Origin of the sequence: Janthinobacterium sp. LPB2021202312-11-4, from assembly GCF_037049705.1 — a bacterium.
Taxonomy (GTDB): Bacteria; Pseudomonadota; Gammaproteobacteria; order Pseudomonadales; family Pseudomonadaceae; genus Aquipseudomonas.
On the sequence record NZ_JBAGKV010000051.1, the window covers coordinates 1 to 23,548 of the forward strand.

The 23,548-nt window shown below is 49.1% G+C and carries 17 protein-coding genes; all 17 read left to right on the forward strand.

Annotated elements, in window-relative coordinates:
* Positions 1 to 208: 208 nt before the first annotated feature.
* The gene (locus V5E99_RS29780; protein WP_499806054.1) at positions 209 to 1,249 is read left to right on the forward strand and encodes an LPS O-antigen chain length determinant protein WzzB; all 1,041 of its coding nucleotides are present in this window, start codon (positions 209 to 211) and stop codon (positions 1,247 to 1,249) included.
* 790 nt (positions 1,250 to 2,039) lie between these two features.
* A complete protein-coding gene (wecB, locus tag V5E99_RS29785; protein WP_499806055.1) occupies positions 2,040 to 3,170 on the forward strand; it encodes a non-hydrolyzing UDP-N-acetylglucosamine 2-epimerase in 1,131 nt (376 codons plus the stop codon).
* Positions 3,171 to 3,179: 9 nt separating this feature from the next.
* Complete coding sequence (wecC, locus tag V5E99_RS29790) at positions 3,180 to 4,445, forward strand: UDP-N-acetyl-D-mannosamine dehydrogenase (protein ID WP_499806056.1); 1,266 nt, start codon at positions 3,180 to 3,182, stop codon at positions 4,443 to 4,445.
* Complete coding sequence (locus V5E99_RS29795; RefSeq protein ID WP_499806057.1) at positions 4,442 to 5,890, forward strand: mannose-1-phosphate guanylyltransferase/mannose-6-phosphate isomerase; 1,449 nt, start codon at positions 4,442 to 4,444, stop codon at positions 5,888 to 5,890. Before wecC ends, V5E99_RS29795 begins: the two co-directional genes overlap by 4 nt.
* A gap of 26 nt (positions 5,891 to 5,916) precedes the next feature.
* Positions 5,917 to 6,954 (forward strand): GDP-mannose 4,6-dehydratase, encoded by a 1,038-nt coding sequence (gene gmd / locus V5E99_RS29800; RefSeq protein WP_499806058.1) that lies wholly within the window; start codon positions 5,917 to 5,919, stop codon positions 6,952 to 6,954.
* Positions 6,938 to 7,852, forward strand: coding sequence for a GDP-mannose 4,6-dehydratase (locus V5E99_RS29805; protein WP_499806059.1), 915 nt, complete (start codon positions 6,938 to 6,940; stop codon positions 7,850 to 7,852). The genes gmd and V5E99_RS29805 overlap by 17 nt, the downstream gene beginning before the upstream one ends.
* Before the next feature lie 83 nt (positions 7,853 to 7,935).
* Positions 7,936 to 8,916: a glycosyltransferase family 4 protein gene (locus tag V5E99_RS29810; protein WP_499806060.1), complete on the forward strand. Its 981-nt coding sequence runs from the start codon at positions 7,936 to 7,938 to the stop codon at positions 8,914 to 8,916.
* A 47-nt stretch (positions 8,917 to 8,963) separates the two neighbouring features.
* On the forward strand, positions 8,964 to 10,211 hold the full coding sequence (locus tag V5E99_RS29815) for a lipopolysaccharide biosynthesis protein (protein WP_499806061.1): 1,248 nt from the start codon (positions 8,964 to 8,966) through the stop codon (positions 10,209 to 10,211).
* A gap of 17 nt (positions 10,212 to 10,228) precedes the next feature.
* Entirely contained in the window at positions 10,229 to 11,539 is a 1,311-nt protein-coding gene (locus V5E99_RS29820) for an O-antigen polymerase (RefSeq protein WP_499806062.1), read from the forward strand.
* Between the two features lie 10 nt (positions 11,540 to 11,549).
* Positions 11,550 to 13,478: an asparagine synthase (glutamine-hydrolyzing) gene (gene asnB, locus V5E99_RS29825; RefSeq protein ID WP_499806063.1), complete on the forward strand. Its 1,929-nt coding sequence runs from the start codon at positions 11,550 to 11,552 to the stop codon at positions 13,476 to 13,478.
* Between the two features lie 241 nt (positions 13,479 to 13,719).
* A complete protein-coding gene (locus V5E99_RS29830; protein ID WP_499806065.1) occupies positions 13,720 to 15,864 on the forward strand; it encodes a bi-domain-containing oxidoreductase in 2,145 nt (714 codons plus the stop codon).
* A complete protein-coding gene (locus V5E99_RS29835) occupies positions 15,861 to 17,690 on the forward strand; it encodes a heparinase II/III family protein (protein WP_499806066.1) in 1,830 nt (609 codons plus the stop codon). Before V5E99_RS29830 ends, V5E99_RS29835 begins: the two co-directional genes overlap by 4 nt.
* A gap of 2 nt (positions 17,691 to 17,692) precedes the next feature.
* Complete coding sequence (locus V5E99_RS29840) at positions 17,693 to 18,910, forward strand: glycosyltransferase family 4 protein (protein WP_499806067.1); 1,218 nt, start codon at positions 17,693 to 17,695, stop codon at positions 18,908 to 18,910.
* Positions 18,907 to 19,503, forward strand: coding sequence for a sugar transferase (locus V5E99_RS29845; RefSeq protein WP_499806068.1), 597 nt, complete (start codon positions 18,907 to 18,909; stop codon positions 19,501 to 19,503). Before V5E99_RS29840 ends, V5E99_RS29845 begins: the two co-directional genes overlap by 4 nt.
* Positions 19,500 to 20,126, forward strand: coding sequence for an acetyltransferase (locus tag V5E99_RS29850; RefSeq protein WP_499806069.1), 627 nt, complete (start codon positions 19,500 to 19,502; stop codon positions 20,124 to 20,126). Before V5E99_RS29845 ends, V5E99_RS29850 begins: the two co-directional genes overlap by 4 nt.
* A gap of 96 nt (positions 20,127 to 20,222) precedes the next feature.
* Positions 20,223 to 21,401, forward strand: a complete 1,179-nt coding sequence (locus tag V5E99_RS29855; RefSeq protein WP_499806070.1) for a DegT/DnrJ/EryC1/StrS family aminotransferase — start codon at positions 20,223 to 20,225, stop codon at positions 21,399 to 21,401.
* A 157-nt stretch (positions 21,402 to 21,558) separates the two neighbouring features.
* The coding region (locus V5E99_RS29860) for a polysaccharide biosynthesis protein (protein WP_499806071.1) at positions 21,559 to 23,548 on the forward strand (1,990 nt) is incomplete at its 3' end.

A 23,548-nucleotide genomic window follows, 5' to 3' on the forward strand; every position in this document is an offset into this window, starting at 1 on the left:
TTGAACTCCAAATGGTTGGAGTATCAAAAAAACGGTGGGTACTTCAGACCTTCCCTAATTCGTTTCGTCTGGAAATACTTTATATAAGGATGCAGTTTGTACGAGTCGCTGCTAGCATAGGTTTTGCGAGTGATCTTTATCATTCGAAAAGCATTCGTCGATACTTAAAGAAGCGACGCCGTTATTGATATGAGAGGGGTTGGTACGTATGCTGGGCGAGCACATAGGGAGCCAAAAAAACGAAGAGGTTGATATTCAGGAGCTCTTTCAGGCTCTCTGGAGTAGAAAGATTCTGATACTTGTTGTAATGCTAATTTCGTTGTTGTGTGCCGCTGCTTATGCTTATTTAAGCAAGCCGGAGTACGAGGCTAGAGGGTATGTGGTACCTCCGACGCAAAATGACATAGCGAACATTAACTATGGTCGCACGAAAGACTCTGAGCTTAATCCTTATACAGTGAAGGATGTATATGGGTTTTTTGTTGGGGCTTTGCTGGCGGAGTCGCTCCGTCAAGATTTTTTTAGTAACGTTTATTTGCCATCGCTAAGCGAGTCTGAGCGCCAAAAACCTCAAGATGTTATATATGGTGATTTTTCAAAGAAGTTGTCGGTTTCGCTGCCTGGTAAAGATCTTCCTGATCGTTATTCTGTGGTGGTGCAAAACAATAACCCTGCTGAGGCGGTAGAGTGGGTAAAACTTTATATTTCTCGAGCGAGTGAGTTGGCTAAGCAGGAGCTGATATCAAACGTGTCGCGAGAGGCCGAAGTATGGGCTCGAAATCTAGAACAGCAAATAAAAGCATCACGTGAAAATAGTCAAAAAACACGTGAGGATTCTATTGTAAAACTGCGTGAAGCTCTGCAAGTCGCGGAAGCCATTGGAATTGAAAAACCTCCAGTTATTACCGGAAGTCCTACTGTTGAAATTGCGGGTAGCATGGATGGTTCGCATATCTATATGCGCGGAACCAAAGCATTAAAGGCTGAGATTGAAAATCTGGAGTCTCGGAAGTCAGACGACCCATTCATTGCTAGCTTACGCGAAATGCAAGGGAAGTATGAGTTTTACAAAGGCGTCGAGATTAGGGCAGCAGACATTGCGGTCTATCGAATGGACGGTGCTGTTGAGCAGCCTGAAACGCCAGTGAAGCCTTTGAAGTCGTTGGTGATGGTGTTGGGGCTTCTATTCGGATTGATAGTTGGTGCTGGCTATGTCTTGGTAAGCTACTTGTTTGGTCGAGGTCATTAGTTTTTTAGTATGACTGCGTAGCGATGCACTTATTGCGGATTTTTGATGTGGGTATGGTTCCTCTTTTGATATGCGGATTGTTCTCAAGCTGAAATTTTTGATACTTGAGCGCCGAAAAAGGGGGGGCTGTGCCTTTTTTTTTTGCTTTTTTTTAGCTTTAGGCTGTCTTTTTTTTAACATGTTGGTCGATATTGGTGTGCTTGGTTTGTATAAAACCAGCAAGAAAGCGATGGCTGGTAGGCGGTGTAAAGCTGAGGCGCTTGAGTCGTAAGAGATTGAACGACCGTTTGTATTGTTAGCGGGGTGTTTAGCCCGTTGATCAAAATATCTCGCAGCAGCGCACGCTTGCCACGTCATGTGTATCGCTGATAGTCGGTGTTGAGGGGGCGGGAGATGATTTGGAGGGCGCCAGGCCCTTGGATTTGATGACGTTACTTGAATTGTGAAGCCCTTTGGGCGATGGCTTTGGCAAATTGAGACGGATGTGAATGACACGGCACTCAAGTAGCCGGTTTTTTGGTTTCTTTCTGCTGTCGCTGTTTTTTCAGTGGCTGGGCCGCCGGTGGTGAGGTAAAAAAGGCGGGAGTCGGCTTGGAAAAATGGTTGGCCAAGCTACGGCGTTATGTCCGCGCGCTTGTTGATGTTATGCTGCCAGACCGAAACGGTTGCTGTTTGGAGCGGCGAGAGTCCGCCAACGTGTAATCGGCAGATCAGGCAGCAGCACGGCAGTGTTGCTAGTTTTCGGGCCGATTCTCTGACTAAATAATGATATGGAATCATTGGTAATCTAATGACTTTAAAGATCTTGAGTGTTTTCGGCACGCGACCGGAAGCTATAAAAATGGCTCCGCTAGCTTTGGCGTTGAATGCAGACGAGCGTTTTGACGCTAAAATCTGTGTCACGGGTCAGCACCGTGAAATGCTAGACCAAGTGCTAGAGTTGTTTGAGCTTGAGCCTGACTTCGATCTTAATATTATGAAGTCAGGTCAGGATCTTACCGATGTGACGACTTGTATTCTTCAAGGAATGAAGGAGGTATTTCTTAGTTATCAACCGGATATCATATTGGTTCATGGTGATACTGCGACTACGTTTGCGACTACGCTGGCTGCATACTATAAGCAAATTCCCGTGGCTCATATCGAAGCCGGGCTTCGTACTGGGAATTTATACTCCCCTTGGCCGGAAGAGGCCAATCGAAAGCTGACAGGTGCATTGGCGTGTCTTCATTTTGCCCCGACCGAAGGATCGGAGCAGAATCTGCTTCGCGAGGGCGTGGCGTCGGACACAATTCATGTGACAGGAAATACTGTAATTGACGCTCTGCTCGAGGTCGTACAGAAGCTTGAGTCCAATGATTTACTAAAGAATAAGTTTTCTGAGCAGTTTAAATTTTTACCCAGTCAGCGTCGCGTTATTCTTGTTACGGGGCATCGACGTGAAAGCTTTGGTGATGGATTTGAAAGAATATGTAGTTCATTGGTTTCGATTGCCCACGAATTTGATGATGTCGAAATTGTCTACCCTGTCCATCTAAATCCAAATGTGCGTGAGCCGGTCAATCGCTTGTTGGCGGGAATTAAAAATATTCATCTCATAGAGCCATTAGACTATCTCCCTTTTGTGTATTTGATGAATCGTGCGTACTTGATTCTTACAGATTCCGGTGGTGTGCAGGAAGAGGCGCCTTCTTTGGGCAAACCGGTCTTGGTGATGCGCGACACTACTGAGCGGCCAGAGGCTGTCGAGGCGGGTACGGTTAGATTGGTGGGGACACAAGAAGAGAAGATAACTCATAATTTACGTGAACTTCTACTCGATCAAAAGGCTTATGAGGAAATGAGCTTTGCTCATAATCCTTATGGCGATGGTAACGCCTGTATGCGCATTGTTAACGTTCTTGCCACTTTTAAAAAGTAAGGTTCAGCTATGAGTTTTTCCACTATTTCTGTAATTGGTTTGGGTTATATCGGCTTGCCTACCGCAGCGGTTTTTGCTGCGCGAAAGCTAAAAGTTATCGGTGTTGATGTTAATCAAAAGACCGTCGATACCATTAACTGTGGGCAGATTCATATTGTTGAGCCCGATTTGGATATAGTCGTGCATGCTGCTGTCACTGAAGGGTATCTACGTGCCAGTACCCGACCCGAGCCGGCGGATGCATTTTTGATCGCCGTACCTACCCCTTTCAAAGATGACCATGCTCCTGATCTGTCTTACATTGAGTCTGCAAGCAAGTCTATTGCGCCAGTACTTAAAAAGGGTGATTTGGTTATACTCGAGTCCACTTCACCCGTCGGTGCGACCGAGAAGATGGCGTTATGGCTGGCAGAAGCGCGTCCAGACTTGACGTTTCCACAGACTCACGGCGAGGCATCGGACATTCGTGTAGCGCACTGTCCTGAGCGCGTACTTCCAGGTCATGTGTTGCGTGAGTTGGTACAAAACGATCGTGTCATTGGCGGGATGACACCTAGGTGCTCTGAAGCGGCGACGCGGCTGTACAAATTGTTTGTGGAGGGTGAGTGTATTATCACCAATGCCCGAACTGCGGAAATGTGCAAGTTGACTGAAAACAGCTTTCGCGATGTAAACATCGCGTTCGCGAATGAGTTGTCGATGATATGTGACAAATTTGATGTTGATGTATGGGAGCTTATCAGACTTGCCAACAGACATCCCCGCGTCAATATTCTGCAGCCGGGACCTGGCGTAGGTGGGCATTGCATTGCTGTCGACCCTTGGTTCATCGTCAGTCAGGCAGATGGTCAGGCACGACTGATCAAAACTGCGCGTGAAGTCAATGACTCAAAACCATCGTGGGTTATTGAAAAAGTAGATGCTGCGGTGGCTGATCATCTATTTAGTCATCCCGAGAAGTCTGAAAAAGACATTGTTATTGCCTGTTTTGGTCTCGCATTCAAACCTGATATCGACGACCTGCGTGAAAGTCCATCCCTGGAAATCACAAAAACCATCTCAAATCGTCACGCAGGGAAGGTGATTGTAGTAGAACCGAATATCGATTCTCTGCCGGTGACACTATCAAACGTTGAGTTATGCACAATAGAAGACGCGTTTTCTCGAGCGGATGTCTTGTTGTTGTTAGTGGATCACAAGCCATTCAAAGGTATCCCTTCATCAATCTTGCGAGGGCGTCAGATTGTTGATACACGCGGGATCTGGCTCGTATGAAAATCTTACCCGTTATTATGTCTGGGGGAGTGGGGACGCGACTCTGGCCACTTAGCAGAACTCTTTACCCGAAACAGTTTCTGGCAATTTCTGGGAGGGAGACGTTATTTCAACAGGCTATTGGCAGGCTTTTGAATATCGGCGGTCAAGGCTTCGATTTGCTGGCCCCATGCATCGTTGCCAATGACGAGCATCGCTTTTTGTGTCTAGACCAGATTCGGGAAATGAATGTTTCTCAAGCGGCTGTCATTCTTGAACCGATAGGACGCAATACGGCCCCCGCACTTACGTTGGCGGCGCTCTATGCACGGGATGAGTTGGGGCAAGAGGCTGATCCTGTCCTGATTGTCGTTCCCGCTGACCAGATGATCCTCGATATTCAAGTCTTTACTGATACGATCAGTAAAGCTGTCGATGTTGCGAAAGATGGCAGCATCGTGATCTTGGGGATTAAACCCGATCGCCCAGAAACAGGTTATGGTTATATCCACTCAGAGGACCCTTCTGACGTAAAAAGGGTTGATGCCTTTGTTGAAAAGCCAGAGCGGTTAACTGCGGAAAAATACTTAAAAGACGGAAGCTATTTTTGGAATAGCGGTATTTTTGTCCTGCGTGCGTCAGTTTGGTTAAAGGCATTGAAAAGCTTCAGGGAAGATATTTTCTCTGCCACTGAAACTGCTTGGTCGAGCCGAGTTCAAGATAATGGCTTTATTCGACCTCAAGTAGACGCGTTTTCCCTGATACCGTCAGAGTCAATTGACTATGCCGTAATCGAACAATGTACGAAAACGCCGAAGGCGGGCCTTACGTTAAAGATGCTGACAATGGATGCCGGCTGGTCTGACTTGGGCGCATGGGATGCAGTTTGGCGTTCAAGTGAAAAGGATGAAAAACAAAACGCCACTCATGGCGATGTGATAATTGACTCCAGCACCAATACATTGGTGTATGCCTCCCATCGGTTAGTAACAGCCGTGGGGCTTGAGAATATTGTCATCGTAGAAACTCCCGATGCCGTACTGGTTGCTGACAAGGATCGGAGTCAGGGCGTCAAAGCTATCGTCGAGGCTTTGAATATCAAGGGCAGGCCAGAATCAAAAGTCCATCGTCGTGTTCATCGACCTTGGGGTTGGTATGACAGTATAGATTCTGGCTCGCGTTTTCAGGTGAAGCGGATATTGGTGAAGCCAAAAGCAACGTTGAGTTTGCAAAAGCATTATCATCGTGCAGAGCATTGGATTGTCGTTTCTGGCACGGCGGAGGTCACCTGTGAAGATCGGGTTTTTCAGTTGAACGAAAACCAGAGTACTTATATTCCAATTGGCCATGTTCATCGTCTTTCCAATCCTGGGACCATTCCTCTTGAGATTATAGAGGTGCAGTCAGGAACATATTTGGGTGAGGATGATATTGTTCGATTTGATGACACTTATGGGCGTGTTTAAGGTTTAAATTTTTAGGGGCTGTTCAAATGCAGAAGAATGCGCTGGTTACCGGTGTTACAGGTCAGGACGGGGCTTACCTTGTCGAGTTGCTTTTGTCTAAGGGTTATAAAGTTTATGGGGCGTATCGTCGGACCAGTTCTGTAAGTTTCTGGCGGCTGGAAGAACTTGGTGTTCTTGGGCATGACAATCTTCACCTCGTCGAATTTGATTTGACCGACCTCTCCGGAACTATTCGTTTAATTCAGAATTGCATGCCGGATGAGGTTTATAATCTAGCAGCTCAAAGCTTTGTAGGTGTTTCTTTCGATCAGCCTATTACGACGGCGCAGATTACTGGGGTCGGTGCGCTTAATCTGCTTGAGGCTATACGAATTGTAAACCCAAAAATTCGTTACTATCAGGCTTCTACTTCAGAGATGTTTGGATTAGTACAGGCTGTCCCCCAGTCAGAGAGCACGCCTTTCTATCCACGTAGCCCTTATGGCGTTGCCAAGTTGTTTGCTCATTGGACAACAATTAACTATCGCGAATCGTATGATATTTTTGCCACTAGTGGCATCTTGTTTAATCATGAGTCCCCACTGCGTGGCAAAGAGTTTGTTACTCGAAAAATTACCGATGCAGTAGCGTGTATCGAAATTGGTACTCAGCAGGTTTTAGAGCTTGGGAATATGGATGCCAAGCGAGACTGGGGCTTCGCTAAGGAATATGTGGATGGTATGTATCGGATGTTGCAAATCGATACTCCAGAAACATTTGTGCTAGCCACAAATCGTACTGAAACAGTTCGTGATTTTGTTGCTATGAGTTTTAAAGCGGTTGGGGTTGATATCGATTGGCGTGAAAGCGGTGCGGAAGAATTCGGCGTTGATCGTCGAACCGGCGTTACCAGAGTTAAAGTCAATCCACGCTTCTATCGACCTGCCGAAGTAGAGTTGTTGATTGGTGATGCGTCATTTGCAAAAGAGCGGCTAGGCTGGAAACCAGAAACCACATTGGAGCAGTTGTGCCAGTTAATGGTTGAAGCTGACTTAAGAAGGGCTCGTAATGGTACCTCAAAGTAACGCTCGAATAGTTTTAATCACAGGGCTCTCAGGTTTCACTGGAAAGCATCTGGCGGAAAGTCTCACCGAGGCTGGCTGGCGGGTCGCCGGCCTAGGGGGGCAACGGCAAGTTTGTGAGTTTGATCATCTGGACGCGGACCTGAATGAAACTGACAGGCTTAGCGGTTGGATAAAACGGGTTCAACCTACCCATGTTATCCATTTGGCTGCCTTAGCACATGTGACAAGCAGTGATTCATTATCATATTATCGAGTCAATGTTCTGGGTACGGAAAGCCTTCTTAATGCTATTAAGGAGGCTGGGATAGCTGTTGAAAAAATCATTATTGCAAGTAGTGCAAATATTTATGGGAATGCGATCTCGTCACCCATTTCAGAGGCGGCGGAACCACTGCCAGTTAATCATTATGCACTGAGTAAACTGGCGATGGAGGCTCTTGTACGTAAGTGGTTTCCCCGTTTTCCTATATTGGTTGTTCGACCCTTCAACTACACTGGACCTGGTCAATCGGAGTCATTCGTCTTTTCCAAGATAGTGGGCGCATTTGCTCGTGGGGAAAAGGAAATCAGATTAGGCAATCTGGATGTTTCTCGCGACCTTTCTGATGTGAGATTTGTTATCGAGGCATATTCAAGACTTTTGATGGCTGATCAGTGTGGTGAATTTATAAATATTTGCTCAGGTCGGAGCATTTCCTTGTTAAGTGTAATTGATGAGATGGAGCTTATTGCAGGTTATCGGCCAAAAATAATAGTTGATCCCGCCTTTGTCAGAAATGATGAAGTTAAAGAGCTTTACGGTAGTCCGTCCAAACTCTTTGATGTGGTAGGAGCAATTGATGTGCCTAGTTTACATGATACATTGCTTTCAATGTATAAACAAAAAGGCTCGCATTAAAAATTAGTGTCTGGTAACGGGTTTGGTGCACTGTGCGTATATGTTTTTTTGCTAATATGTCCGCTCACGCTAATTGGCGGGAGATGTTTGATAAAGTTGAGTTCTATCGAGTCGATATTCGGATTCTTAAAGAGCTTGGGCACGAGGTTGTTCTGTCTGGAACACCTGGTACATTAGATTGGAAAGCAGATCTCTATTTTTGCTGGTGGTGGGGGCATTCACCACTTCCTTTACTCGCGGGAAAGCTACGTCGCCGGCCGGTTATTGTAACTGGAGCTTTTGATTACTCCACCTGTCGGAAGGAGATTCCAGGGCTGTGTTACTTGGATCGTCCATTGTGGCAGAAGGCAGTGTTACGAACCTCTTTGTTACTGGCTGATAGAAATCTTTTTATTTCAAGGTCAGAGTGCGACGAGGTTACATCTAATTTGCCGGTTAGAAACCCGGTTTATGCGACGTTGGCCATCGATACAGATTACTACTCTCCCGGTGAACATCCGTCGCTAGAATCAGATTATTTTTTTACAGTAACTTGGACAAGCCGCACAAATGCCATTCGTAAAGGTCTAATTCCGACGATAGAGGCGTTTGCAAAGGTTTCAGCTAACGCAAAACATCTTCGGTTGGTCGTTGCTGGTAAACATGGTGACTATCTTCAGGAATTAAAAAAACTCACGCAACTGCTTGACGTAGAAGACAAGGTGGAGTTTGTCGGGATGATTTCCGACGAAGAAAAGCTTCACCATTACCGGAACTGTCTGGCCTACGTTCAGCCAACTCTTTACGAAGGTTTCGGGCATGCGATAGGTGAGGCGCTGGCCTGTGGGGCTCGGGTCATAACTTCGCCACGCGGTGCGGTGCCAGAAGTTGCAGGTGACTTCGCTTATTGGGTTCAGCCAGACAGCCAGGATGAAATTGCGGCGGCCATGGAGGCGGTTGTTGCGACCCCGATTGCTGATGGGGAAGCGCAAGCCAGACATCAATGGATTTCCTCAAACTATTCAATCGCAGCCCGTCGTGCAGCGCTAAAAAGTGTTTTGGATTCCTTGTCGCCGGCAAAGTAGGGGTGAGCTTCGTTGAAAATATTTATCAAGGTTAATGGTGGTGCTGCGTGTTAGCTCGTCTGATCAGCCTCTTCGAGAATTCGAGGCTATTGCAGCTCTTTGTTATTACGGCTTGTATTCAAGGTGGCGTAATAATAAGCCAGTTTTTGATCACGCCTTGGGTAGATCCTTCAGTCGTCGGGGTCGTACGCTCCTTAGAAACAGTTATTGCACTTGTCGTGTTGGCAGGTAGCTTGGGTATGCAAAGTATCGCCATCCGCGATACAGCTGCGAGCAGTGGCCTTTCTCGCCAGAGTGATGTGCTCCGACAGGTTTTTTTATTGGTTGGAATAACTTCTGGTGTGGTTATTGTCGGGATATACGTAGCCCATAAATTCGTGCTCACCTCCGCGATTAGTTCGTACGTGTTCACTACGTGCGGATTGGTATTGCTCACTAATCTGCTTCGCGTCACTACGGGGTTTGCTCAAGGGGCAAAAGCAATAGGCGAGATCTATTTTGCATTGATGCTGGTTACTGTAGTTGGCGTTGTTTTGCATGTTGTGTTAACAAAGTTGTATGGCGTCAAAGGCTGGATGATCGCTCGTTATCTTGGTGAGTTCTTTTGTCTTGCTGCTGTTTGGTGGAAGCTCAGAGCCTATATTTTACCAGCCCTTGATTTTCGCCAAGTGGATGGGCGGGAAGTGATGTCGACTGCTACCTCTGGGCTGACCATCAATGCCAGCCTCTTCGTTCGTTTGTTAGTGGATAGCCTGCCGGTTCTTATGTTGACTGCCTTTCATATAAGAACCGAGGACATAGGTTTTTTCGGTATAGCGATATTGAGCCTTGTCCTAGGTCTACTGCCGTTGGCGATCATTGCGCAAAGAGCTCTTCCTGATTTGGTTGAAGTGCTCAATCATAAAAGTGATTTGCGTGAGAGATACAGGGCATTCTCAAAAAGTATGCTCAAGGTATCATCTGCAGTTGCTTTGTTATTGATTTTGGCATCATCAGCCTGGCTGTTACTCATCGGCGGCGTTTATAAGCTGACTGCCATGTATGTCATTGTATTGGCGCTGACGCTTCCGCTGAAAGCCATCGCTCTCGCTTGCGGCACGATGCTGGTTGCGTTACGTGTTTTCGGTTTGAGTCTGAAGGTCAATGTTATTGAAGGTGTGCTCGTTCTGATAATCCTCTACTTGGGTATTCCAGGCCTGGGTGGTTGGGCTGGAGTTTTGGCGTATGCAGTCGGTGCGCTTTTATCAGTAGCGCTGCTTCTAACTGCGGTGAGAATCCGCCTCGCTGATTTATAATCCGGGAGGGGATTATTTTGAAAGAAAATTATTTGGAGGGAGTTCGCGTGCTGTCACCAGTCAGGAGAGCCGGTTTTGATTGTTTCAGTGCTGGTTTTTTCTTTTTGGTGATTTGGTTCGCGGGTGTCATTGTTCCTCTCTATCCATTTATCATGGGGTTTGATGGCTTTAGTCAGTTTTGGGAATTTAGTTTTTCCGATAAAAGTACTTCGATTGATGACGCGCTTCTGTTGTACGGCGGAGCGCTCGCATTTGTTTTGATCGGTTGTTATTTGGGTAGGAAGACTCTCCTGACTATTCCTGTCAAGGTTCGGTACATAGTAAGTCCGAGGATTTTTTCTCAAAGGTCATTAGTGTTTACTCTGGCATCACTGTTGGCATTTGTGACGATTCTCGTCATCCTCGGAGGTGTTTCAGGATTGCTCCAAGGAGCCAGTGACAGAATAAGAGCGTTCGCAGGTTTGAATGGTCTGTTTCTTCTACAAAACTTGCTGCTTTCTGTCTCGCTGGCATGGTTTATACGTCTGACACGTGACGAAAAGAAATCACTTTCCGAGCGCTTTTGTTTTTGGCTGTATTTCTTGGGAGGGTTGTTTGTCTGCGCCCTTCAAGGACAAAAGTCAACGATTTTTATTATTGTACTTTCACTCATTATAGTTCGGCATTACCGGGTCAAGCGGGTCAGCCTTGTAAAAGGCGCTGTGCTTGGGTTTGTGATGTTTGTGTCCTTGATGGCTTACCATTTGCTGAAGCAAGAGTTTCTGGCCACGGGCAGATTCTTTTTTATTAATGAGGATCAAGGCGTCTTCCTTTCATTTGTTCATTTTCTGGCGACGCAGTTCACGGGAAATCTTATGCAATTACAGACAATGACTGTGTTGATAGATGCAATGCCGCATGGGCTCGAGTGGCAAAACGGAACGACGCTGCTGATGCTTGTATTGATTTTGATACCTTCGGGGCTTTTTCCGAATAAGCCGCTCACCGCGGCAGGTATATTTACGGGAGCTTTTTGGCCTAATAAGTGGCTCATGGAAGGGACGACGCTGCCACCAGGTATTTTTGGTGAGCTTTACATGAATTTTGGCGTCCTGGGCGTGTTGTTCGGCGGCTTTTTTCTCGGACTTATATGGGGACGGCTCTACGGCGCCGTTGTCTATAACCCTCAAAGTGATAGAGCGTTGGGTATTTATGCATTAGCCGTCGCCTCCATGCTTCACCTTTTTCGGGGAGAGCTGGCTTCGGTGGCCCTTCTCATAGCGTCTATATGGCTTCCTTTTTTATTATTGAGCTCAAAGCGCCAAGAGCCTGTTAATAACCCAATCTAGAGAAACTGGTATGTGCGGAATTTTGGGATACATTCATAACGGAACGCGGGAGTCGATTGATTTCTCTTCGGCTCTCTCGTTCATTCGACGTCGCGGCCCTGATGATCAGGGCGTTTGGGCCGATACCGATGTTGGTGTATGGCTTGGACAGGTGCGTCTTTCGATTCTTGATACGACTTCTGCCGGACATCAACCTATGGTCTCTGCCGATGGGCGAGTGGTCATGGTGTTTAACGGCGAAATTTATAATTTTCGAGAACTGAGGGCTCATCTTGAGGCTGCGGGGGATCACTTTACAAGCCAGTCTGATTCTGAGGTGTTGCTTGCGCTGTTCTGTCGTTATGGCATTGAGTGTTTAACTCGTTTGAACGGGATTTTCGCAGTTGTTTTCTGGGAACGTGACACTCAAACACTTTGGGTAGCTCGAGATCAACTCGGCGTCAAGCCACTTTATATCCATTCCAATGATGGTTGTTTTGCATTTTCAAGTGAAATGAAAGGCTTGATCCGAGGTGGCTTCAGTAAAACTGAAATTGATCCGCAAGCCGTGCTCGCGCATCTTGGTTTTCTGTGGTCTCCCGGCGAGCGAACCATTGTGCGGGATATCAAAAAAGTTTTACCTGGGCAGGCTCTGTGCGTACGTAATGGGCGCATCGAGAAGAGTTGGTTTTACTACGAGTTGCCTATTTCAGAGAAGCCCCTGACAAAATCAGTCAGTGAAGTCGCTATTGATGTCGCTGATGCGGTCAAGACTGCCGTCGAGCGCCAGTTAGTGTCCGATGTCCCGTTGGGTTCATTTTTGTCAGGCGGCTTGGACTCCAGTGCAATAGTTGCCTTTGCAGCACAAGAGATGCGGGACAAAGGGCGGTTGCAGTGCTTCAGTATTCGTGTTGACAACGGATCTACTGCTAATGAGGGGTTCGCCGATGACCTTCCCTACGCACAGCGCGTGGCCAAGCATCTTGATGTCGATTTGCATGTTGTAGGCGTCGGTGACGAGATGATGGATCGCCTGCCTGAGATGGTTTATCTACTTGATGAGCCTACGCCGGACCCGGCCGCGTTGAACGCTTTGTTCATCTCGGAACTGGCCAGCCAGAATGGCATCAAGGTCCTTCTTTCCGGCGCAGGGGGAGATGACATTTTTACAGGCTATCGTCGTCATTTCGCTTTGGCTCAGGAGCGTTGGTGGGCGGGTATGCCTCGACCGCTTCGTTCGGTACTGGCCAGTAGCTCAAGCTTACTTCCGGCGTCCTCTCCGCTGTCTCGTCGTCTCGGGAAGGCTTTTCGCTACGCGGACTTACCTGCTGACGATCGCTTGATCAGTTATTTTCTCTGGCTTGAACCTGATCAGGCTTACAGACTATTAGCGTTTGACTTACGACGTCAATTGGCGGCGGACGATCTATTTTCCCCTATGCGGGAAACACTCTCGCACCTGCCTTCTGACGCGACGCCGCTTGATAAAATGCTCACCTTGGAGTGTAAGCATTTTCTCACTGATCACAATCTCAACTACACCGATAAGATGGGTATGGCCGCGGGAGTTGAAGTTCGTGTTCCGTTGCTGGATCTGGATCTTGTACGTCTGGCGGGTTCGTTGCCTTCGGATATCAAACAAAAAGGTCGAGAGGGGAAGTGGATTTTCAAGAAAGCGATGGAACCCTACCTCCCTCACGATATTATCTACCGCCCAAAAACGGGCTTCGGCGTACCGCTTCGCAACTGGTTGCAAGGACGCCTGAAACCCTTAGTTGATGAGGTGCTTTCTCCTGCGTCTCTGCTGAAGAGAGGGATTTTCGACCCGCAAGCGGTTGCGGACCTGATCAAGGCTGATCGGTCCGGTCGTATTGACGCGGCTTATACGTTGTTTGGCATCGTCTGCATGGAGCTGTGGTGCAAACAGTATCTGGACGGCGATTTCGCACTCGATGGTTGAAGCGGTGGGCGCATGCCTGGGTGAAAGCAGCTACAGCTTTTTTCCGGTTACGGCACAATCGTGCGCTCTATACGCGGCATCCGGTGGGGGCCTTGACGAGGTCTTGAAGCAAGATCCGCTTGGTAGGAGAGGTGCGCAATGTTCCAACGCAAATACTGTTGTGTCATCCAATGGTAAGCTAGATGGCTAGACACAAGTTTCTCAGTGATGAGTGAATTTTTAACTTTATTGGTGTGAATGCATGAAGCAGGTTGTTCAGAACATGGCTAGCGGTGAAACGTCATTGGTTAATGCGCCGGCTCCTGCCGTTCGTAGTGGCGCTCTACAGATCAATACGACCAATACGCTGATTTCTGCCGGCACGGAGCGCATGCTCGTAGGGTTTGGCCGGGCTAACTGGTTTGAAAAAGCTCGTCAGCAACCAGATAAGGTTCGCATGGTACTGCAGAAGGTCCAGACCGATGGTTTGGCGACAACTGTAGAGGCCGTCCGCTCGAAGCTTGCTCAGCCTTTGCCGCTCGGATACTGCAATGTGGGTGTTGTCGCCGCAGTTGGCAGTAACGTGTCGGGCTTCAAGCCCGGGGACCGAGTTGTTTCCAATGGTCCTCATGCCGATATTGTTATCGTACCCAAGAATCTCTGTGCTGTAGTTCCAGAATCGGTCAGCGACGAAGCAGCATCGTTTACCGTCCTGGCCAGTATCGGCTTGCAGGGGATTCGGCTGGCTCAGCCGACGCTGGGGGAAACCTTTGTGGTGACCGGCGTTGGGCTGATCGGGCTGATGACGGTTCAGCTCCTGCGTGCCCAAGGCTGTCGTGTACTTGCCATTGACTTTGATGAACAGAAGCTAGCTTTGGCCCGTAACTATGGCGCCGAAACCTGCAACCCAGGCAAGGGGGAAGATGTTGTATCGGCGGGTATGACATTCAGCCGCGGAAGAGGGGTTGATGGTGTCATCATTACCGCTTCTACCAAGTCGTCCGACCCCGTCACCCAGGCTGCACATATGTGTCGTAAGCGTGGACGCATTGTTCTGGTGGGTGTGACAGGGCTTGAGCTGAATCGGGCTGACTTTTATGAAAAGGAACTGTCATTCCAGGTTTCATGTTCTTACGGCCCTGGGCGATATGACCCTAGTTACGAAGATCAGGGGCATGACTTCCCGATAGGCTTTGTTCGCTGGACTGAACAACGTAACTTTGAAGCCGTTCTGGACATGCTTGCCAGCGGCCAATTGGAGGTCAATTCGTTGATCTCCCATCGGTTCGCCTTTGAAGATGCGGCGGATGCCTATCAGACGCTCACTACTGATAACTCGGCGTTGGGTATCATTCTTCAATACACATCAAGTGACGCCGAGCGGAATATCAAAAAAGTCGTATTGACACCGGGTGCGATAGCTAGTTTCGATCCGGTCAAACCTGTAGTTGGCTTCATCGGTGCCGGAAACTATGCGTCAAGAATGCTGATACCGGCATTCAAGGCTGCGGGTGCGCAGTTCCATACCATTGTCACTGCGGGCGGTATCAACGGTGTCATACATGGCAGCAAGGCCGGTTTTGCAGAGGCTTCTACTGATATCAGTGCAATGCTTGGCGATAGTGCGATCAATACTGTTGCAATTGTCACTCGTCATGACAGCCACGCCCGTTTTGTTGCTCAGGCGCTTGAGGCTGGTAAACATATCTTCGTTGAGAAGCCATTGGCAATTGAGCCCCAAGAATTGGCGACAATTGAAGATGTCTATCGAAAAGCTGTCGAACGGGGGCTCAAGCCTCATTTGATGGTTGGTTTCAATCGGCGCTTTTCGCCCCAGGTACAAAAGATTAAGGCATTGCTCGCTGCAGTAAAAGAGCCTAAATCCTTCATCATGACAATGAATGCCGGAGCGATTCCCGCGAATCACTGGACTCAAGACACGTCGGTGGGCGGTGGGCGCATTATTGGCGAAGCCTGCCATTTCATTGATCTGATGCGTTTTTTGGCCGGCAGCAAAATTGTTTCGATCCAAGCCCGTAGAATGGGTAATACACCTGCTGTTGCAATCACGGAAGATAAAGCGGCGATTACCCTGGGATTTGAGGATGGCTCTTTCGGCACCATTCATTATTTGGCTAATGGCGCCGCCAGCTTTCCAAAAGAACGAGTTGAAGTCTTTACGGCGGGACGCGTCCTGCAACTGGATAATTTCCGTAAGTTGAAAGGTTTCGGCTGGCCTGGTTTTAGCAAGCTTAATCTGTGGAAACAGAACAAAGGGCAGAGTGAATGTGCTGCCGCTTTTCTTGCTGCCGTGGAAAACGGGGGCGTTACACCGATTACCTCCGATGAAATATTCGAAGTGGCGCGGGTGAGTATCGAAGTTGCACGGATTTTGCGTGAGCAATGAGTCTTCTTCTTGTGAAAGCCAAAACGGCTATAGCTCTCGGTTTTGGTAACTTGGGTCGCGCATTGACTTATCGGCTGGGGGTCAAGACTGGTTTGAATCCGGTCAGGCGCCTTAAAGCTGAAATTCCACAAGGTTCCTTTTTCGCAGAGAGTACAAGACAGGCCGGCTCACTGGCGTGTGCATCCCAATGGGATACCCAGGTCCGATATTTCGGATTCTGGGAATGCCCAGTTACTGATGCGCCCCCTGATTGGCATTTGAATCCCCTGAATGGGGTTCGAGTGCCTGAGGCCGAGCGGGAATGGTGGCGTATTCCTGATTTTGATGCGGCTGTCGGAGATATCAAGAATATCTGGGAAGCATCGCGCTTCGACTGGGTGTTGGTCTTCGCCCAGAAGTCCTGTGTTGGCGACTCCTTAGGGACGATGCATTTAAACGAGTGGTTGGCGGATTGGTGTGCAAATAACCCCCCTTATTGCGGTCCGAATTGGAAGTGCGGTCAGGAGGCTTCCATTCGTGTACTGCATTTGGCTATGAGTTCAGTAATTCTTGAACAGTTTGCTAACCCATTGCCGGGACTTGTCGATCTGATTAGGCTGCATCTAAAGCGTATTGAGCCGACTCTGAGCTATGCGATGGCGCAAGACAATAACCACGGCACTTCTGAGGCTGCGGCACTGTTTGTCGGTGGTAGCTGGTTGACGCTGTGCGGCAGTCCTGGCGGGGAGCATTGGCAGCGTTTGGGTCGGAAGTGGCTTGAAAATCGCGCGGCTCGCTTGATTGAACGAGACGGCAGTTTTAGTCAATACTCAGTCAACTATCATCGGGTGATGCTCGATACGTTTTCCATGGTCGAAGTCTGGAGAAGCAAACTCGGACTCCCTGCGTTCTCCACTACATTTCAACTCAGAGCCAAGACAGCCGCGAATTGGTTATTTTCGTTAGTTGACGAGCATTCTGGAGATGCTCCGAATATTGGCGCAAATGATGGGGCTCGACTGTTACCCCTTACAGATACGGACTACCGTGATTTTAGGCCAGCCGTTCAGTTGTCCATGGCATTGTTTGCCAGGAAGAGGGCCTATGAGGCGGCAGGTGAATGGGATTTGCCACTGCGCTGGTTACAGCTGACTGCCCCATCGACGGTAGCGGAGCGTCCAAGTAGTCAACTATTTGATTATGGCGGTTATGCACTCTTACGGCGTGAACAGGCAATGGCTGTATTACGTTATCCGCGTTTCCGTTTTCGGCCCAGTCAGGCAGATGCTCTGCATGTGGATCTATGGCGTGCAGGTCTTAACTTGCTCCGGGATGCAGGTACATATAGCTACAACACCTCGGCGCAGTGGTTGAGTTATTTCCCCGGAACCGCCAGCCACAACACAGTTCAATTCGATGGGCGAGACCAGATGCCTAGACTCAGTCGATTTCTGTTTGGGGATTGGTTGCGTGCGCGTCAAGTCGAAAGTCTGGTTGATCGGCCTGAACTTAGCTCCTGTGGTGCTACGTATATCGACGGCAAAGGTTGCCGTCATACGCGTCATGTCAGTCTGACCGATACAGGTATGCAGGTCAGGGATGAAGTCAGCGGATTTAAAGATCGCGCCGTTCTACGTTGGCGCTTGCAGCCTGGGGACTGGCGGATCGAGGGCGACGTTCTGACCAATGGTTCGCATCGGTTGTCTATTGTGGGCAGTATGCCTGTCGTGCGACGGGAACTGGTCCAGGGTTGGGAATCTCGTTACTACTTACAAAAAACTGAAGTGCCGGTGCTTGAGGTTGAGGTGGCTTCGGCTGGCGTTTTGACTACGGAGTATCACTGGTAGACATGAAAGTTCTTTATTTTCATCAGCATTTTTCTACTCCGAAAGGAGCGACCGGTATCAGGTCCTATGAGATGGCCCGTCGTCTGGTCGCCAGAGGACATCAGGTAACCATGGTTTGTGGCAGCTATGGTGGTGGTCAGACTGGACTGGATAGCCCTTTTGTTGGTGGAAGACGTAAAGGCATAGTCGATGGTATCGAAATCATAGAATTTGATTTGGCGTACTCCAACAGCGACGGCCTATTCGTTCGAGCACTCAGTTTTTTGAAGTTTGCGCTACGCAGTATTAGCCTTGCGCTAACCGAGCGTTACGATCTTGTTTTTGCGACCACGACGCCATTGACTGCGGGCATCCCCGGTATTTTTGCTCGCTGGTTTCGCAATAAGCCGTTTATCTTTGAGGTCCGCGATCTCTGGCCTGAGCTGCCCAAGGCAATGGGTGTCATTCGTAATCCGATGATTCTTTCTGCCATGTCTTTCCTGGAATGGGCGAGCTATCGCTCGGCTCACAGGCTCATCGGGTTGTCGCCAGGCATTGTTGATGGTATTGCGCATCGGGGCGTGGCGCGTGGGCGAATTACAATGATTCCTAATGGCTGTGACCTTGATATTTTCAACGCCCCTAGTGAGCCATGGTTGCCTGCTGGAGTGGATAAAGATCATTTGATGGCGGTCTTTGCCGGCACTCATGGGGTGGCAAACAAGCTAGACGCGGTACTCGATGCTGCACGAGAGTTGAAGCTTCGCAATCGCGATGACATTCGGTTGGTTTTGATTGGGCAGGGTAAACTCAAGCCCGCGCTCCAACAGCGTGCTGCTGAAGAACATCTGGACAATGTGATATTTCATGAACCGGTGAATAAAGCCAAGCTTTCTGGTTTGATGGCTAGCGCGGATCTGGGGTTGCAAATATTGGCAAATGTACCGGCCTTCTACTACGGGACATCGCCTAACAAGTTTTTCGACTACATCGCTTCGGGACTACCCGTTTTAAATAACTACCCGGGTTGGCTTGCCGAGATGATTTCCAGAGAAAATTGCGGTTTTGTCGTACCTCCCGATAATGCTGTGCTTTTCGCAGATGCGTTGATTCAGGCGGCAGATGCTCGTGAAGAGCTGAAGGCAAAAGGTTCGCGAGGTCGGGAGTTAGCGGCTCGGGAGTTTGACCGACGCAAGTTGGCAGATCGATTTGTCGATTGGCTGGAGGGTGTGGCCAGATGATAAAGCGCGGTTTTGATCTGTTCGCATCGGTGCTCGGCTTAATCTTGCTTGCACCGATCATCGCAATAGTTGCCTGGAACATCCGCAAAAAATTGGGATCGCCTGTTCTATTTCGTCAAATACGTCCAGGTCGGAACGGGAAGCCATTCGAAATGATCAAGTTCCGTACGATGAGGGATGCCCATGATGCAATGGGTAACCCTTTGCCGGACTCTGAGCGCATGACGCCCTTTGGCAGCTTTTTACGTTCCAGTAGCCTGGATGAATTGCCGGAATTATGGAACGTGGTCAAGGGGGATATGAGTCTGGTAGGACCACGACCATTATTGATGGAATACCTACCTCTCTACAGTCCCGAGCAATATCGTCGCCACAACGTTCGTCCGGGAGTGACCGGTTGGGCGCAGATCAATGGGCGGAATGCGCTTGAATGGGAAGAAAAGTTTAAACTGGACGTTTGGTATGTGGACAATCAGTCTTTCTGGTTGGACGTGAAGGTGATCTTTCTGACGATCAAAAAGGTTCTGGTACGCGACGGCATCAGTGCTGAAGGCGAGGTTACGGCATCGAAGTTCACAGGCACCAAGCCATGAGCCGACTTGCCGTTCTAGGTGCGAGCGGCCATGGCAAAGTCGTTGCGGATACGGCTGAATGCTGTGGATGGGAAACCATTGAGTTCTTTGATGACGCCTGGCCTGGCTTGCTCCGAAATGGTGCCTGGAATGTTGTTGGTGACACTGCGGCACTTTTAGCTGTTTTGCATGAGTATGACGGTGTGGTGGTGGCCATTGGTAATAATCAAGTCCGTCAGGCAAAACTTGATCAGCTCAAGGCGATAGGCGCTACGCTGGTTTCTCTGCTGCATCCTGATTCAACCTTTAGCCGGTATGCCACTCTCGGTGAGGGATCGGTTGTGTTTGCCGGGGTAGTGGTAAATGCTTATGCCAACGTTGGTAGTGGCGCTATTCTCAATACGGGTTGTAGTGTTGATCACGATTGTCTATTGGGATCGTGCGTGCATATCAGCCCCGGCGCACGGCTCGCCGGTGGCGTATCTGTGCAGGATTTAAGCTGGGTGGGTATCGGTGCCAGCGTGCGACAGCTTGTGAGTATCGGTTCGCAGGTTATGATTGGAGCCGGAGCCGTAGTTGTTACAGACGTGCCGGACCAGGTTACATTCGCCGGAGTGCCGGCCAAAATATTGGGCCGTTCTTGAAACACTGACGCCACTTCTGCTGTGTTGAGCGTATTGCAACAAGGGCTTGTTGATAAGTCCTTCATATTTTCTGATGAAAACTGACAGGTACTGGTTGTGTTGAATTCACCATTTTCTCCTTGGCCTTCTTTTACTGAAGAAGAGGCCAATGCTGTACGTGATGTGATTCTGTCCAATAAGGTCAATTACTGGACCGGTACAGAGGGGCGCGAATTCGAAAAGGAATTCGCTGCATGGGCAGGCACCGAATTTGCTATCGGGCTTGCCAACGGAACGGTTGCGCTGGACCTTGCCTTGAAGGGCTTGGGTATTGGTGCTGGCGATGAGGTGATTGTTACTCCGCGTACTTTTCTTGCTTCTGTTTCGAGTATCGTCAATGCCGGAGCAGTTCCGGTTTTCGCTGAAGTTGATCGCGACTCGCAGAACTTTAGCGCTGAGACTATCCGTGCGGTGCTGAGTCCTCGCACCCGAGCGGTAATCTGTGTGCATCTGGCTGGTTGGCCTTGTGATATGGATCTGATCATGGCTCTGGCGGAAGAATTTGATCTTAAAGTGATCGAAGATTGTGCTCAAGCTCACGGAGCTAGCTACAAGGGGCGCCCAGTGGGGTCGATCGGTCATGTCGCAGCCTGGTCTTTCTGTCAGGACAAGATCATGACTACAGGTGGTGAAGGCGGAATGGTTACAACGAACGATCGTAAGTTGTGGTCGGACATGTGGTCGTTCAAAGATCATGGCAAGAGCTGGGAAGCTGTCTACGAACGTGAGCATCCGCCGGGTTTCCGCTGGTTGCACGAAAGCTTCGGAACCAACTGGAGAATGCTTGAGGTTCAGGCCGTAATCGGTCGGATTCAACTCCAGCGTATGACCCATTGGCATATGCTTCGTCTGGCCAATGCCGGGCAGATATGGGACTGTGCTCGTCAATTGAAGGGGTTGCGCGTGCCGTCGATGCCTGAAGGCAGTGTTCACGCGGCTTATAAGTGCTATGTGTTTGTCGAACCCCTGCAACTTAAACCGGGCTGGGATCGGGATCGTATTCTGGCGGAGATTTTGGCACGGGAAGTTCCAGTATTTTCTGGTTCTTGCTCCGAGGTCTATCTGGAGAAGGCTTTTGAGGATACAGGCTGGCGTCCGGCAAAGCGCTTGCCGGTGGCGCAGGAACTCGGTGAAACAAGCATGATGTTTCTCGTGCATCCCACATTGACACAATCTGAAATGGACAAAACATGTGCGGTCCTCAGAACCGTTATGCAGTTGGCGACCGGAGAGTAATCAGCTAAGCAAATGGTAGGGTCCGTCTTTTGTTTCTAATGCAGAAGGATTTGACTTACGGGCCGGTCAAAAGGACTTCTCCGTAAGGGAGCTTTTTGGAATCACTCATCGTGGCGCCAGATGCATTTTAGGAGTAACAGAGGTGTTTCAAGGTGTTATGGATAAGTTGAGAGCCTTCTTACTAGGGTTAACGCGACGGCAGAAACGGGCCTTCCAGGTGGTGACCGACATTTTTCTCGTCTGGCTCGCTCTTTGGATGGCCTTTGTCGTTCGTTTGGGTATTGACGAACTGATCAATCCCTTTACAGAGTACTTATGGTTATTTTTGAGCGCCACAATCGTCGCAATTCCACTGTTTGTACGTTTTGGTATGTATCGTGCGGTAATGCGCTATTTTGGAAACGATGCACTGATTGCGATTATCAAGGCCGTCAGTCTGTCTTCATTAATTCTTGCCCTGATTGTTTACTGGAGCAGTAACCACCAGACGTTCGTTCCTCGCTCGGTTATATTTAATTATTGGTGGTTGAGCATGGTCATGATCGGGGGGCTACGCCTCGCGATGCGCCAGTATTTTCTAGGTGACTGGTTTACGGCTGCGCAACATGTTCCTTTCACCAGCCGAGAAGATGGACTGCCGAAGGTTGCCATTTATGGTGCAGGCGCAGCCGGCAATCAATTGGTTGCTGCGCTACGTATGGGGAGACTCATGCGGCCGGTCGCATTTATTGATGACGATGGCAGCATTGCCGATCGTGTGATCTCAGGCTTGCATGTCTATAAGCCCAAGCACATCCAGCAGATGATTGACGTGACCGGCGCTCAGCAGATTCTTCTCGCCATTCCTTCCGCGAATCGCGGGCGGCGCCGGGAAATATTGGATTTTCTGGGGGGATTTGCCCTCCATGTACAAAGCGTACCTGGCTTTATGGATCTGGCCAGTGGGCGGGTAAAAGTTGATGATATCCAGGAAGTTGATATTGCTGACTTGTTAGGCCGTGACTCGGTACCGCCTCAGGATGACTTGCTTGAACATTGCATCAAGGAACAGTCGGTTCTTATAACCGGGGCGGGCGGTTCAATCGGGTCGGAGCTTTGCCGTCAAATTCTCACACTACAACCCACAATGCTGCTGCTTTATGAACACAGTGAGTTCAATCTTTACAGTATTTTGCAAGAGCTCGAACAACGGATTGTGCGTGAGTCATTGTCTGTAAAGTTATTGCCTATTCTGGGGTCTGTCCGCGATCAAGAAAAACTCCTGGATGTTATGAAAACCTGGCATGTAGACACCGTATACCATGCGGCAGCCTACAAGCATGTACCTATGGTTGAACACAATATTGCTGAAGGTGTTCTGAATAATGTGATGGGGACATTGAGTGCTGCACAAGCCTCTCTGCGGGCAAATGTGGCGAACTTTGTGCTTATTTCGACTGACAAGGCGGTGCGTCCGACGAATGTAATGGGAAGCACCAAGCGCCTCGCCGAAATGACGCTGCAGGCGCTCAGTCGTGAAGTGGCTCCGGTGTTGTACGGCGAAACTGCCAATGTTTCTCATGTGAACAAGACCCGCTTTACCATGGTACGTTTCGGAAATGTGCTGGGCTCTTCCGGATCGGTGATCCCGTTATTTCACAAACAAATAAAATCCGGTGGGCCATTAACGGTCACCCATCCGAAGATCACTCGTTACTTTATGACTATCCCTGAGGCGGCCCAACTGGTGATCCAGGCCGGCTCCATGGGGCAGGGAGGGGATGTGTTTGTGCTGGACATGGGCGAACCGGTAAAAATCATCGAGCTGGCCGAGAAGATGATTCACTTGTCGGGGTTGAGCGTTCGCTCTGAAAGGAATCCACATGGTGATATTGCCGTTGAATTTACAGGTCTGCGTCCGGGCGAGAAGCTTTACGAGGAGTTGTTGATCGGAGATAACGTTGTCGCCACTCAGCATCCAATGATTATGAGTGCCAACGAGGATCATTTGCCTTGGGAGGTATTGAAGTCCAGATTAGCAGAGCTACTTTTAGCCATTGAGCAAGATGATTATTCAAAGGTAAGGCAATTGTTGCGCAATACAGTCAGCGGTTACGCACCGGATGGTGAGATTGTTGATTGGTTCTATCAGCAGCGTCGACTTGAGC

Coding starts and splice junctions, on each gene's coding strand:
- V5E99_RS29780 (WP_499806054.1), top strand. CDS start 209: ATGCTGGGCGAGCACATAGGGAGCCAAAAAAACGAAGAGGTTGATATT.
- wecB (WP_499806055.1), top strand. CDS start 2,040: ATGACTTTAAAGATCTTGAGTGTTTTCGGCACGCGACCGGAAGCTATA.
- wecC (WP_499806056.1), top strand. CDS start 3,180: ATGAGTTTTTCCACTATTTCTGTAATTGGTTTGGGTTATATCGGCTTG.
- V5E99_RS29795 (WP_499806057.1), top strand. CDS start 4,442: ATGAAAATCTTACCCGTTATTATGTCTGGGGGAGTGGGGACGCGACTC.
- gmd (WP_499806058.1), top strand. CDS start 5,917: ATGCAGAAGAATGCGCTGGTTACCGGTGTTACAGGTCAGGACGGGGCT.
- V5E99_RS29805 (WP_499806059.1), top strand. CDS start 6,938: ATGGTACCTCAAAGTAACGCTCGAATAGTTTTAATCACAGGGCTCTCA.
- V5E99_RS29810 (WP_499806060.1), top strand. CDS start 7,936: ATGTTTGATAAAGTTGAGTTCTATCGAGTCGATATTCGGATTCTTAAA.
- asnB (WP_499806063.1), top strand. CDS start 11,550: ATGTGCGGAATTTTGGGATACATTCATAACGGAACGCGGGAGTCGATT.
- V5E99_RS29830 (WP_499806065.1), top strand. CDS start 13,720: ATGAAGCAGGTTGTTCAGAACATGGCTAGCGGTGAAACGTCATTGGTT.
- V5E99_RS29835 (WP_499806066.1), top strand. CDS start 15,861: ATGAGTCTTCTTCTTGTGAAAGCCAAAACGGCTATAGCTCTCGGTTTT.
- V5E99_RS29840 (WP_499806067.1), top strand. CDS start 17,693: ATGAAAGTTCTTTATTTTCATCAGCATTTTTCTACTCCGAAAGGAGCG.
- V5E99_RS29845 (WP_499806068.1), top strand. CDS start 18,907: ATGATAAAGCGCGGTTTTGATCTGTTCGCATCGGTGCTCGGCTTAATC.
- V5E99_RS29850 (WP_499806069.1), top strand. CDS start 19,500: ATGAGCCGACTTGCCGTTCTAGGTGCGAGCGGCCATGGCAAAGTCGTT.